Origin of the sequence: Shewanella sp. CAL98-MNA-CIBAN-0140, from assembly GCF_040309905.1 — a bacterium.
GTDB lineage: Bacteria > Pseudomonadota > Gammaproteobacteria > Enterobacterales > Shewanellaceae > Shewanella > Shewanella psychromarinicola.
The window spans coordinates 16,352-29,525 of sequence record NZ_JBEOPI010000023.1; the positions used below are offsets into that span (position 1 = coordinate 16,352).

At 43.0% G+C, this 13,174-nt stretch carries 10 protein-coding genes; 6 read left to right on the forward strand and 4 right to left on the reverse strand.

Features of this window, described 5'->3' with window-relative positions:
- Nucleotides 1-2 precede the first annotated feature (2 nt).
- The 3 genes from AAEY93_RS12890 to pepQ all read right to left on the reverse strand — a co-directional run bounded on the left by AAEY93_RS12890 (nucleotide 3) and on the right by pepQ (nucleotide 3,460).
- Nucleotides 3-1,460 (reverse strand): TrkH family potassium uptake protein, encoded by a 1,458-nt coding sequence (locus tag AAEY93_RS12890; RefSeq protein ID WP_124012928.1) that lies wholly within the window; start codon nucleotides 1,458-1,460, stop codon nucleotides 3-5.
- A 73-nt stretch (nucleotides 1,461-1,533) separates the two neighbouring features.
- A complete protein-coding gene (locus AAEY93_RS12895) occupies nucleotides 1,534-2,148 on the reverse strand; it encodes a YigZ family protein (protein ID WP_124012927.1) in 615 nt (204 codons plus the stop codon).
- Nucleotides 2,141-3,460: a Xaa-Pro dipeptidase gene (gene pepQ / locus AAEY93_RS12900; RefSeq protein WP_351077416.1), complete on the reverse strand. Its 1,320-nt coding sequence runs from the start codon at nucleotides 3,458-3,460 to the stop codon at nucleotides 2,141-2,143. The genes AAEY93_RS12895 and pepQ overlap by 8 nt, the downstream gene beginning before the upstream one ends.
- A 238-nt stretch (nucleotides 3,461-3,698) precedes the next feature.
- On the opposite strand from pepQ, the gene fadB reads away from it, so the two are divergent.
- The 5 genes from fadB (at nucleotide 3,699) to AAEY93_RS12925 (ending at nucleotide 11,494) form a co-directional block, all read left to right on the forward strand.
- Nucleotides 3,699-5,849, forward strand: coding sequence for a fatty acid oxidation complex subunit alpha FadB (gene fadB, locus AAEY93_RS12905; protein WP_351077419.1), 2,151 nt, complete (start codon nucleotides 3,699-3,701; stop codon nucleotides 5,847-5,849).
- A 22-nt stretch (nucleotides 5,850-5,871) separates the two neighbouring features.
- Nucleotides 5,872-7,035 (forward strand): acetyl-CoA C-acyltransferase FadA, encoded by a 1,164-nt coding sequence (gene fadA / locus AAEY93_RS12910; protein ID WP_101033460.1) that lies wholly within the window; start codon nucleotides 5,872-5,874, stop codon nucleotides 7,033-7,035.
- 224 nt (nucleotides 7,036-7,259) lie between these two features.
- Nucleotides 7,260-7,505 (forward strand): sulfurtransferase TusA, encoded by a 246-nt coding sequence (gene tusA, locus AAEY93_RS12915; protein WP_101033459.1) that lies wholly within the window; start codon nucleotides 7,260-7,262, stop codon nucleotides 7,503-7,505.
- Between the two features lie 3 nt (nucleotides 7,506-7,508).
- Complete coding sequence (locus AAEY93_RS12920; protein WP_124012924.1) at nucleotides 7,509-7,952, forward strand: MOSC domain-containing protein; 444 nt, start codon at nucleotides 7,509-7,511, stop codon at nucleotides 7,950-7,952.
- 359 nt (nucleotides 7,953-8,311) lie between these two features.
- On the forward strand, nucleotides 8,312-11,494 hold the full coding sequence (locus AAEY93_RS12925) for an amidohydrolase family protein (RefSeq protein ID WP_124012923.1): 3,183 nt from the start codon (nucleotides 8,312-8,314) through the stop codon (nucleotides 11,492-11,494).
- A 92-nt stretch (nucleotides 11,495-11,586) separates the two neighbouring features.
- On the opposite strand, the gene AAEY93_RS12930 is transcribed toward AAEY93_RS12925, so the two are convergent.
- Nucleotides 11,587-12,150: a DNA-3-methyladenine glycosylase I gene (locus AAEY93_RS12930; RefSeq protein ID WP_101033456.1), complete on the reverse strand. Its 564-nt coding sequence runs from the start codon at nucleotides 12,148-12,150 to the stop codon at nucleotides 11,587-11,589.
- A gap of 112 nt (nucleotides 12,151-12,262) precedes the next feature.
- Between AAEY93_RS12930 and glyQ the strand changes: the two genes are divergently transcribed.
- A complete protein-coding gene (gene glyQ / locus AAEY93_RS12935; RefSeq protein WP_101033455.1) occupies nucleotides 12,263-13,168 on the forward strand; it encodes a glycine--tRNA ligase subunit alpha in 906 nt (301 codons plus the stop codon).
- Nucleotides 13,169-13,174: the final 6 nt, after the last annotated feature.

Genomic DNA, 13,174 nt, shown 5'->3' on the forward strand with positions numbered 1-13,174 from the left:
CATTAATTTTTCCAAAACGTAGGGGTGAATAACACCAATAAGGTGAACACTTCTAATCGACCAAATAACATCGCCATCACCAGTACCCACTTGGCACCGTCTGAAATACTGGCATAATTTGATGCCACATCACCCAGACCGGGTCCTAAGTTATTTAAACTCGCGGCAGTGGCACTGAATGCGGTAATGGCGTCCATGTCCATGGCCATTAAAATCACCATACACGTCACAAATACTAATGCGTAAGCGGAAAAGAATCCCCACACCGCATCAATAATTCTATCGGGTAATACCTTTGAGCCGATCCTAATGGAATACAAAGCCTTAGGATGAACTAATCGTTTTAGCTCACGTGAACCTTGCAAAATAAGTAGAATGAAGCGGATGACTTTCATGCCGCCGCCAGTAGAACCAGCACACCCACCAATAAAACTTGAGAATATTAATAAAATCGGTAAAAACAACGGCCAAGAATGGAAATCTTCAGTACCAAAACCTGCGGTAGTTGAAATCGATACCACTTGGAAGAAGGCATAATCAAGGGTTTTCTCAGGAGTATCGTAAATACCTGACTGGTATAATGTCGCAAAACAGATTGCGGTCAACACCAGTTGCACGGCAATCAAAACCCTAAACTCCGCGTCTTTTAGGTAGACCTTAACGTTAATACCACGGCGAGTAAATGCAGCAAAGTGCAAGCTAAAATTGGCTGCCGCAATGAGCAAGAAAACAGCACAAATCACGTTAATTAACGGGCTTTCAAAATAGCCTATACTCGCATCATGAGTAGAAAAACCGCCAATCGCAATGGTCGAAAATGAATGACAAATCGCATCAAATGCATCCATACCAGCAAAGTAGAATGCTAAAGCACAAGCGGTAGTGAGCAAAAAGTATATATACCATAAAGCCTTAGCTGTTTCGGCGATGCGAGGGGTCACTTTAGTGTCTTTAACCGGGCCTGGTACTTCAGCTTTGTACAGCTGCATACCACCAATACCCAACAGCGGTAAAATGGCTACGGCTAAAACGATGATACCCATACCACCCATCCACTGCAGTAAATGGCGATAAAACAATATTGACTTAGGTAAATTATCTAGCCCAACAATCACGGTAGCGCCCGTGGTGGTTAAGGCTGAAAATGATTCAAAAAAACTGTCGGTCCAACTTAAATCGGGGTTATTAGCAAAAATAAACGGCAGCGCACCTATGGATCCCAGCACTGTCCAGAACAGCACCACAATCAAGAAACCTTCACGAGTTCGTAGATCACCTTTTTGATGACGGTTGGGGTACCACAATAAAAAGCCTAAAAAAATACTGACAAAAAAGGCCTGAATAAAAGCAGTACCGCCACCATCTTTATACAAGATAGCCACTAATGCTGACGGCAACATGGTGATTGAAAATAACCCCATCAGCAAACCTGTGATTCTAATAATTGTTTTATATTGCATTAAGGATTCTGTTTAAGTTGTGCTGCGTCGGATTTAACTATTGAGTGACATTCTGGCATAAGTTAGTCATAGCTCAAACTGTAAACGTTACTTGTAGTTGGCCCTGAGTCAGTGTCGCTAATGCTTGATTAAAAGCCTGATGGTGTGATTTAGCCAGCTCAAAGTGTATTTCAACAATGTCGCTAAACATTTTATCCGTCACCACGCCATCATGTTGAGCAACTAAATACTCAACATCAGTTAGTTGTGCATAATGGCACACTAAGCTTGCCCGATACCTTAAATGCTTCACCTGAGTGTGTATTTGCGTTAATCCTTGCTTGATACCCGAAGTATAAGCACGCACTAAACCACCGACACCCAACTTGGTGCCACCAAAATAACGCACCACAATAGCACCAAGCTCACCCATGTTTGCGCCTTGTAAGCACGCTAACATGGGTTTGCCGGCACTACCTGATGGTTCACCATCATCACTGGACCCCATATCAATGGTGTTTTCAGGGCTGCCAGAGACAAAAGCATAACAATAATGATTCGCTCCAGGATATTGCCGCTTTATGTCAGTAAGTGCTAACTTCATATCATTTGGGTGTGGACAATGAAATAACAAAGAGATAAAGCGACTATGCTTTATCTCTTCTTGAATCAATACATTAGCTGTTGGAACTGAATAATATTCAATCAACTAAACCAAACTCTCTTGTCATGTTTTCCACTCGGTTATGATGCACTATCACATTATCTTCAATACGAATACCACCAAATGGACGCAGCTCAGCAACAGTTTGCCAATTAATGGCTAGCTTAGCGGTTGCAGATAGTTGCTCAAGCAAGGTATCGATAATGTAAATACCAGGTTCAATGGTGAGTACCTGATTTGCTGCTAACACTCGGGTGCAACGTAAAAATGGGTGATCATCTGGCGCGGCGACATTAGTACCACGTTCATCATGAGCATAACCGCCCATATCATGGACTTGTAGCCCCAACATATGACCTAAGCCATGGGGGAAAAATGCTCGGGTAATGCCTTGGGCAACTAACTGCTCAACCGTACCATTAGCCAAGCCAAAATCAATCAATAACTGACCAATGTGCTCGTGAGTCGCAATGTGGAGATCGGTGTATTTAACCCCGGGTTTCATGGTGTCAATGATGGCTAATTGCACCTTCTTGAGTGCATCAATTAGTTCACAGAATCGGTTTTTTTCAAATGCATAAGTTCTTGTTATATCAGCAGCATAGCCGTGATAACTGGCCCCAGCATCAATGAGAAATGATAAACGCTGTGCTGGGTTTATATGTTCTAAAGCAGTGTAATGCAAAATAGCGGCATTTTGATTTAATGCGACGATATTGCCATAAGGCACTTCGTTTTCACCCTGGCCAATTTCGAGCAAATAACGCTGCTGTATTTCAAACTCGCTAGCGCCATTATAAAAAGCATTTTTGGCCGCTAAATGACCTTTTACGGCAATTTGATTCGCTCGGCGCATGCACTCAAGTTCATATTCGGTTTTATCCGCACGATGAAAATGTAAGTAGTTCATCACAGCATCGGGATTTCGAGAGGTAAATCCTAATACATCTGCAACATCCAAATGCTCACCAACATACGCCCATTGAGTTATCTCTTTGGGTAAATATTCGGCAATATGATCCGCTTTGGTTAATAATTCAATCTCGAAATGCTCAGTCCAAAAGGCATCAGGCAAATCATTCACCTTGTGCCAAAAATCGACCGGACGGTAAAATACTAAACGCGGTTTATCTTGGCCGTTGGCAATAATCCAACAATTAGGATTATCTAAAATCGGCAACCAAGCTTTAAATTGCGGGTTCACTTTAAAGGGATAGTTTAAATCATCTAAAAACTGTCGGTGCGGCTGACCAGAATGAATAACTAATCCTGAAATATTCTCACGCAGACAAATTTCAGCGACTCGACGATTTAGCTCACCGATGTGTGCATGATATAGATGGGCTAACAGATCCATTGAGTATCCCTTTTTTAATAAGTGTTAACTTGATCAGTCTATCACAAACATAAAAACTCCTCCCTAGATGATAAGAAATTAAACGGCCGTTTAAATTGGTTGTTGTAATTTGTCTCATTTAGTCGCACACTGATAATTAGCTGGTCAATAGATGGCCGAAACCGCTGTGATTCAAGCTTGATAACTGCACAGTAAAATAAGATGTGGAAGTCGCTTTTAAGCAATAAGGAAGCAAGCAATGATCTACCAAAGCCCTACCATTCAGGTTGAGTTACTTGAAGATAATATTGCCAAACTGTGCTTTAACGCACAAGGTTCGGTAAACAAATTTGACAGAGAAACCATAGCCTCTCTTGATGCCGCGCTAGACAGCATCAAACAAAACACTGACATTAAAGCCTTATTGCTGACATCAGCAAAAAGCACTTTTATTGTTGGCGCAGACATCACTGAATTCTTAACCCTATTTCAACAAGACGATGCAACCTTGTTAGCTTGGGTTGAACAAGCCAACGCGGTATTCAATAAGCTAGAAGACTTACCGTTCCCAACGGCCTCTGCCGTAAACGGTTTTGCGCTTGGTGGTGGTTGTGAAACCATTTTAGCAACTGACTTACGTGTTGCAGATACCAATGCTCGTATCGGGTTACCAGAAACAAAATTAGGTCTTATTCCTGGTTTTGGTGGCACAGTGCGATTGCCTAGAGTGATTGGTGCAGATAATGCGCTTGAGTGGATCACCACGGCTAAAGATCAACGCCCAGAAGATGCCTTAAAAGTAGGTGCTATTGATGCCGTTGTTGCACCAGAGAATTTACAAGCCGCAGCGATCCAAATGTTGCATGATGCACTTAATGGCAGCCTTGATTGGCAAGCCCGACGTACCAAAAAGCAATCACCATTACAGTTACCAAAGCTTGAAGCCATGATGTCTTTTGCCACAGCGAAAGGCATGGTGTTCTCAGTTGCAGGCAAACATTATCCCGCGCCAATGGCCGCTGTGAATGTTATTGAACACGCTGCAGGTTTAGATCGTGATGGCGCATTAAAAGTGGAAGCACAGGCTTTCATTAAATTGGCTAAAACAGACGTTGCCCAAGCCCTAATTGGTATTTTCTTAAATGACCAATTTGTAAAAGGTAAAGCAAAGAAAGCCGGTAAGCTGGCTCATGATGTAAACCAAGCCGCGGTATTGGGTGCAGGTATCATGGGTGGTGGTATTGCATACCAAAGTGCCAGCAAAGGCACGCCGATTGTCATGAAAGACATCGCTCAGCCAGCATTAGAGTTAGGCTTAAACGAAGCAGCTAAAATCCTTACGACTCAAGTTGCTCGAGGCCGCTCTACGCCAGAGAAAATGGCTAAAGTATTAAACAACATTACTCCTTCATTAGATTATGCCGCCATTAAACATAGCGATATCGTTGTAGAAGCCGTTGTTGAACATCCAAAAGTGAAAGCGACAGTGCTTGCAGAAGTCGAACAATACGTATCTGAAGATGCCATTATTGCGTCAAATACTTCGACCATCTCAATCAATTTATTGGCAAAAAGCCTGAAGAAACCAGAACGTTTCTGCGGTATGCACTTCTTTAACCCTGTGCATAAAATGCCATTAGTTGAAATTATCCGTGGTGAGCATAGCTCTGAAGAAACCATCGCAACCGTAGTGGCTTACGCTAGCAAAATGGGCAAAACCCCAATTGTGGTAAATGATTGCCCAGGCTTCTTCGTTAACCGAGTATTGTTTCCATATTTTGCCGGCTTTAGTGGTCTACTCGCTGAAGGTGCTGATTTTGCTGCTGTCGATAAAGTGATGGAAAAACAGTTTGGCTGGCCTATGGGCCCAGCATACTTACTTGACGTAGTAGGTTTAGATACCGGTCATCACGCCCAAGCTGTAATGGCAGAAGGCTTCCCTGACCGCATGGGTAAAAATGGCAAAGATGCTATCGATATTATGTTTGAAAACAAGCGTCTAGGTCAAAAAAATGCCAAAGGTTTCTATGCTTATTCTGTCGACCGTCGCGGTAAACCGAAGAAAGACATTGATCCAACAAGCTATGAATTATTGCACGCCACTTTTGGTGAATTAAAGGCATTCGAGTCTGATGATATTATCGCTCGTTGTATGATCCCGATGATCATCGAAACCGTCCGTTGTTTAGAAGAAGATATTATTGCATCACCTGCTGAAGGCGATATGGGTCTGGTTTACGGTATTGGTTTCCCACCATTCCGCGGCGGTGTATTCCGTTACTTAGACACCATGGGCGTAGCAAACTTTGTTGCCCTAGCAGACAAATACGCACATCTGGGTGGCTTGTATCAAGTTACCGATGCAATGCGTGCACTTGCAGCCAACAACGGTAGTTACTACCAAGCCTAATTAGCGGGAAAGGAATTAAATCATGAAACAAGCTGTTATCGTAGACTGCATTCGTACCCCAATGGGCCGTTCTAAGGCTGGGGTATTTAGAAATGTACGTGCAGAAACCTTGTCTGCAGAACTAATGAAAGCGCTATTAGTGCGTAACCCACAACTAGACCCTAATGACATTGAAGATGTGATTTGGGGGTGTGTGCAGCAAACCCTTGAACAAGGTTTCAACATTGCTCGTAACGCATCATTATTAGCTGGTATTCCTAAAACAGCTGGCGCCGTTACCGTAAACCGTTTATGTGGTTCGTCAATGGATGCCCTTCACCAAGCGGCTCGTGCCATTATGACCGGCCAAGGTGACACCTTCATTATTGGTGGTGTTGAGCACATGGGTCATGTACCAATGAACCACGGTGTTGATTTCCATCCAGGCCTCGCAAACCGTGTTGCAAAAGCATCAGGCATGATGGGCTTGACCGCTGAAATGTTGGGTAAAATGTATGGTGTTACTCGCGAACAACAAGATGCGTTTGCCGTGCGCTCTCATCAGCGTGCTCATGCAGCAACGATTGAAGGTCGTTTTGCCAAAGAAATTTGGGGTATTGAAGGCCACGACGCAAACGGCACACTGATTAAAGTGATGAATGACGAAGTTATCCGTCCTGAAACAACACTCGAGTCGCTTGCGGGTTTACGTCCGGCATTCGACCCAGTTAACGGTACTGTGACAGCGGGTACATCATCAGCATTATCAGATGGTGCTTCTGCTATGTTGGTCATGGAAGAGTCAAAAGCGCGTGCCCTTGGGTTAACGATTCGAGCTCGTATCCGCTCTATGGCTGTTGCGGGTTGTGATCCAGCCATTATGGGTTACGGCCCAGTACCCGCAACCAAAAAAGCATTAACTCGTGCCGGTTTGTCTGTTGCAGATTTAGACCTTATCGAATTGAATGAAGCCTTTGCTGCACAGTCTTTACCTTGTGTTAAAGATCTTGGCTTGCAAGATGTCGTCGATGAGAAGATTAACCTTAACGGTGGCGCGATTGCATTAGGCCACCCACTAGGTTGTTCAGGCGCACGAATTTCAACAACCCTGATTAACTTAATGGAAGAAAAAGATGCAACACTTGGTCTTGCCACTATGTGTATCGGTTTAGGTCAAGGTATCGCAACCGTATTCGAACGCGTATAAGGTTACCAATGCCAAGCTGATTAATGATCAGTAATAAAAAACGAGCTATTTTGGCTCGTTTTTTTATTTTTTTCTTTTCCTACTTTGGCTAATGTTCCACGTGAAACATGTTTTAGGCAAAATAAAAAACGTTAAAAAAACATAAATTAATAGCAAACTTGGCAAGCATAAATCACAAGAGTAATATTAGCGCTAATTAGATTAGTTAAAATAGATAACACTCAATGACCGATATTTACACCCAAGCACAATACCAACTCGATGCACTTGGACTTCGCTGCCCAGAACCTGTAATGATGATCCGTAAAACCGTTCGAAAAATGGCCGAAGGTGAAACATTACTCATCATTGCAGATGATCCGGCTACGACTCGTGATATCCCCAGTTTTTGTGAATTTATGGACCACACGTTAATTGCCTTCGATATCAGTAAAGCCCCTTACCATTACTTGCTCAAAAAAGGATTGTAAATAATGACTATCACCTTGGAAGCTATCGCATACAAAACGGCAAAACGCGGCGCAATGAAACCCGCTTTATGTGCCAATGTGACCTTAGCGCGAGGGGTGGAAAATGATGTTTTTGGCCGACCAGGCAAACGCCAAGTTACCGTATTGTCGAAACCGCAATGGCAAATAGCCTGCCAACAGGTCAAAACAGATTTAGATTGGTTAACTCGTCGAGCCAATTTATTAATTAACGGCTACCAATTTAGCGCCGCTGATGTTGGCAAAATTATCACCATTGGAACTGAGCTTCGATTGCAGATCACCGGCGAAACCGATCCCTGTAAAAAAATGGAACTCGCGCATGCAGGTCTAGAACAGGCATTAACGCCAGATTGGCGTGGTGGTGTTACGTGTAGAGTCATCAATGGCGGATTAATTCAGCCTGGTGATCTAATCATCCTTAGCTAAGCTGTAAATAATAAATTTAGCCACATTCATTAAATAGAACTCATCTCAAATTAAGCTTGATACATTAATATCTGCAGCACATTTACCCATTTCTATTACTGACGTTATCCCGAAAAACTCATTGCAAACTTCGCTTGCGATGGGTCAACATGATTAAGTTGTTAATATACATCATCAATTGAAACAGAATTGTAGTACCCCTTATGCGTTAATCATGCGATAAAGGGGGCCATTAAATTCATTTCAACCTCATACTTAATATAAGAATTAAGAATAAATGAACTGATTTAACGCTATTCGTAAAATAAAAAACTAGAATAACAAAGCCAACAACAAACTAAAAAAATAACGGATAATTTATGTTTACACAAAAACTAACACCACTTTATACCGCGCTGGCATTAACGTTAGGGCTAAATACAGCAGCCTTTGCTGAAGTTGAAAAAACCAAATGGCTCGTCAATGCGCCTGAAAGTGCACCTCTGACAAAAATAGACATTAATGTTTCTGAAGGTACTTGGATGAATATCAATGTGTCACCAGACGGTAAACACCTTGTGTTTGATCTATTAGGCGACATTTACCAAATACCGATTGCTGGTGGTGAAGCAACCCCACTAGCACAAGGTATTGCTTGGCAAATGCAGCCCGTTTATAGTCCTGATGGTAAATATATTGCTTTTACCTCTGACGAGGATGGCGGCGATAATATTTGGATTATGAATGCCGATGGCACTAATCCCCACCCCATTACCACCGAAACGTTCCGTCTATTAAATAGCCCTGCCTGGAGTCCAGACTCACAATACCTGGTGGCCAGAAAACATTTTACCGGTACCCGCAGCTTAGGAGCTGGTGAAGTATGGATGTATCACATCGCAGGGGGTGAAGGCGTTAAACTTACAGAGCGCCCAAATGAACAAAAAGATTTAGGCGAACCCGCTTACTCACCCGATGGGCGTTACATCTACTTCAGCCAAGATGCCACCCCAGGCAAAACCTTTCACTACTCTAAAGACTCAGTTAAAGGCATTTATAAAATAAAGCGTTACGATACTCAGACGGGTGATATAGAAGTCATAATCGAAGGTACCGGTGGTGCAATTCGTCCAACACCAAGTCCTGATGGTAAAACACTGGCATACATCAAACGCGATGGATTCCAATCGACGTTATATTCTGTCGATTTAACCTCAGGTAAAGAAACCAAGCTTTATGACAAGCTTGATCGTGATATGCAGGAAACCTGGGCAATCCATGGTGTTTACCCGACAATGTCATGGACCAATGACAACAAGCACATCGTATTTTGGGCTAAAGGTAAAATAAACAAACTCGACGTAGACAGCAAACAAGTCTGTGACATTCCATTTAGTGTTAAGGCTCAACGAGACATTCAACCCTCGGTCCGTTTTACCCAAAATCTCGACCAAGATGAGTTTAATGTAAAAATGCTACGTATGGCACAAGTGTCACCAGACGGCAACAAAGTGGTGTTTGAGGCTCTAGGTAAAATTTGGATCCGTAATATAAATAATGGTAAAAAAACACGTCTAACGCGTTTAGACGAAGATATAAATGAACTGTTCCCACAATGGTCTCGAGACGGCAAAGATATTGTGTTTACCACTTGGACAGACCAACTACAAGGCACCGTTAGGGTCGTTAGCACCCGTGGTGGCAAAGCTAAAGTACTAACCAGTGAGCCTGGTAAATATGTTGAACCGACCTTTTCACCTAATGGCGACTATGTTGTTTACCGTAAAGCGCGTGGTGGCGACATAACACCACGGACTTGGTCACAAGAACCTGGTTTATATAAAGTCGATATCAAGGGTAAACAGAATACCAAACTAACTGCCAGTGGCCATCAGCCCCAATTTGGCGCGGACCCAGAACGGGTTTACTTTATGGATTCAGATGAGACACCAGAGTTCGCATCCATCGGCATGAATGGTTTTGAAAAACGGACCCATTACACCAGTGAGCATGCCACTGAGTTTCGTCTATCTCCAAACGGTGAGCACTTAGCGTTTGCAGAACGCTTTAGAGTGTATGTGACGCCTTTTGCAAAACACGGTGAAACCATTGCGATTGGCCCTAAAGCCACTAATTTGCCTATCATCCAATTGAGTACCAGAGCAGGTGAAAGCATTAGCTGGAACGGAAAAAACAACCAACTTTATTGGACCTTAGGCCCAGACTTATATCAAGCAGAAGTTGACACTCAATATGGAAAGTCTGAAACCAAAGTTGAACCTACAATCACCTCTCTGGGTTTTAAAGACAACGCTGATGTTCCACGTGGAACCGTGGTGTTTACTGGCGGCAAAGTAATCACCATGGAAAATGACAAGGTGATCGACAATGGTGTTGTCATTGTTAAAGACAATAAAATTGTTAGCGTCGGCGGTGCTAATACCACTATTCCTAAAGACGCCCAAGTCATCGACATCAGCGGCAAAACGATTATGCCAGGCTTATTCGATGCCCACGCTCATGGAGGTCAAGCAGATGATGAAATTATTCCACAGCAAAACTGGGCATTGTATTCAGGTTTATCACTTGGGGTGACCTCGATCCATGATCCATCAAATGACACCACTGAAATATTTGCCGCTTCTGAGCAGCAAAAATCCGGCAGAATTGTTGGGCCACGAATTTTTTCAACCGGTACCATTTTGTATGGCGCAAATCTACCCGGTTACACCTCGCACGTTGACTCGCTCGATGATGCTAAATTCCATTTAGAGCGTCTTAAAAAAGTTGGTGCCTTTAGTGTTAAAAGCTATAACCAACCACGTCGCGATCAGCGCCAGCAAATTATCGCCGCGGCACGCGAACTTGAAATGATGGTGGTACCAGAAGGCGGCAGTTTATTACAACATAACTTGTCAATGATTGCCGATGGCCACACAACGGTAGAGCACTCATTACCCGTTGCCTCGATTTATAACGACATCAAACAATTTTGGAGCCAGACGGAAGTCCATTACACCCCGACACTGGTTGTCGCCTATGGTGGTATTTCCGGCGAAAACTACTGGTATGACAAAACCGATGTTTGGGCTCACCCTCGGCTAAGCATGTATGTACCACACGATATTTTAGATGCACGTTCAATGCGCAGAACCACAGCACCCGACGCACATTACAACCACTTTAACGTGGCGCGTGTAGCAAATGAACTCAATGAACTCGGCGTAAAACCCAATATTGGTGCACACGGTCAACGTGAAGGTCTAGCCGCTCACTGGGAAATGTGGATGTTTGCTCAAGGTGGAATGAGTAATATGGAGGTGTTAAAAACCGCGACCATAAATCCTGCTATTACCTTTGGAATGGACCATCAACTAGGTTCTATTAAAGTCGGTAAGTTGGCAGACTTAATAGTGGTTGATGGCGATCCATTAGCCGATATCAGAACTACTGATAAAGTCACTTATACCATGGTCAATGGTAAGTTGTTTAACTCAGAAACCATGGATCAACTAAATGGTGATAAACACCAACGTAAACCATTTTTCTTCGAGAAAATCTAAACCAGTTAATATGTTAACTTACAATAAAGTGACTTAGACAAAAAAGGGCTGTTCCACGTGGAACAGCCCTTTTTATTATCGATCAAGACTCATTAAAACTGCCCATAACAATGACAATCTGTGGTGTGGTCATTAACCATCCCCACCGCCTGCATAAACGCATAGCAAATTGTGGGCCCGACAAAATTAAAGCCAAGCTTTTTTAATGCCTTAGACATAGCTTCAGACTCAGGAGTTTGCACTGGAACTTGACTCAATGATTCAAACTGATTAACGTTAGGCGAACCGCCGACAAAATCCCACAAAAAAGTAGCAAAATCATTACCCTGCTCTACAAAAGCCATATAGGCTTTGGCATTTTTGATGATCGAGTTTATTTTAAGTCGATTACGCACAATACCCGGTTCAAGCATTAATGCTTCCACCTTGTGTTGATCATATTGGGCAATAATACTGGGCTCAAAATTGGCAAAAAATTGCTCATAGTTTTGCTGCTTTTTTAAAATAGTAAGCCACGATAATCCAGCCTGCTGACCGTCTAAACATAACTTAGCAAAAAGCTGTTTGGGATCAAATTGAGGTCGTCCCCAAACCGTATCGTGGTATTGCTGATATAAAGGATCTTCACTTACCCAACCACATCGGTTAACTTGCATACTAGAGTCCCATTAACGTTTTTATGTATACGTTAAAAAATAACCTACATCTGCCTTGCTCGACAAGGTATAATCATAACCATTTTCTATTAATAGCCTGACAGTAGTAGACATGACGACGAAACACGACGTAAAGACATTTCAGGGTTTTATTCTAACCCTTCAGGAATATTGGGCGCAACAAGGTTGCGCTATTGTTCAACCTCTGGATATGGAAGTTGGCGCTGGTACTTTTCACCCGCAGACGTTCTTGCGTTCATTAGGCCCAGAGCCAATGAGCAGTGCATATGTGCAACCGTCTCGCCGTCCTACTGATGGACGTTATGGTGAAAACCCTAATCGCCTACAACATTACTATCAATTCCAAGTAGTCCTCAAGCCATCGCCAGACAACATCCAAGAACTTTATCTTGGCTCACTTGAAGCCCTCGGCATTGATACCCAAATACATGATATTCGCTTTGTTGAAGACAATTGGGAATCACCAACATTAGGTGCTTGGGGATTGGGCTGGGAAATCTGGCTTAATGGAATGGAAGTGACTCAGTTTACTTATTTCCAGCAAGTCGGCGGCATTGAATGCAGCCCCGTTACCGGTGAGATCACTTACGGACTTGAGCGTCTAGCGATGTATATTCAAGAAGTTGATAGTGTATACGATCTTGTTTGGACCGACGGACCTTTAGGTCGTGTCACTTATGGTGATATTTTCCATCAGAACGAAGTTGAGCAATCAACTTATAACTTTGAACATGCCGATGTCGACTTTATGTTCACCCTGTTCGACCAGTGTGAAAAAATGTGCCATCACCTTTTATCACTCGAAAAACCGCTACCATTACCTGCTTACGAGCAAGTCATGAAAGCATCACATGCTTTCAACTTACTTGATGCTCGCCATGCTATATCAGTTACCGAACGCCAGCGTTATATTCTTCGCGTTCGCACGATGGCAAAAGGTGTTGCAGAATCTTATTATCAAGCACGTGAAGCTCTTGGCTTCCCAATGTGTAAGTAGAGGTAA

Coding starts and splice junctions, on each gene's coding strand:
- fadB (WP_351077419.1), top strand. CDS start 3,699: ATGATCTACCAAAGCCCTACCATTCAGGTTGAGTTACTTGAAGATAAT.
- pepQ (WP_351077416.1), bottom strand. CDS start 3,460: ATGGATCTGTTAGCCCATCTATATCATGCACACATCGGTGAGCTAAAT.
- AAEY93_RS12930 (WP_101033456.1), bottom strand. CDS start 12,150: ATGCAAGTTAACCGATGTGGTTGGGTAAGTGAAGATCCTTTATATCAG.
- AAEY93_RS12920 (WP_124012924.1), top strand. CDS start 7,509: ATGACTATCACCTTGGAAGCTATCGCATACAAAACGGCAAAACGCGGC.
- glyQ (WP_101033455.1), top strand. CDS start 12,263: ATGACGACGAAACACGACGTAAAGACATTTCAGGGTTTTATTCTAACC.
- tusA (WP_101033459.1), top strand. CDS start 7,260: ATGACCGATATTTACACCCAAGCACAATACCAACTCGATGCACTTGGA.
- fadA (WP_101033460.1), top strand. CDS start 5,872: ATGAAACAAGCTGTTATCGTAGACTGCATTCGTACCCCAATGGGCCGT.
- AAEY93_RS12925 (WP_124012923.1), top strand. CDS start 8,312: ATGTTTACACAAAAACTAACACCACTTTATACCGCGCTGGCATTAACG.
- AAEY93_RS12890 (WP_124012928.1), bottom strand. CDS start 1,460: ATGCAATATAAAACAATTATTAGAATCACAGGTTTGCTGATGGGGTTA.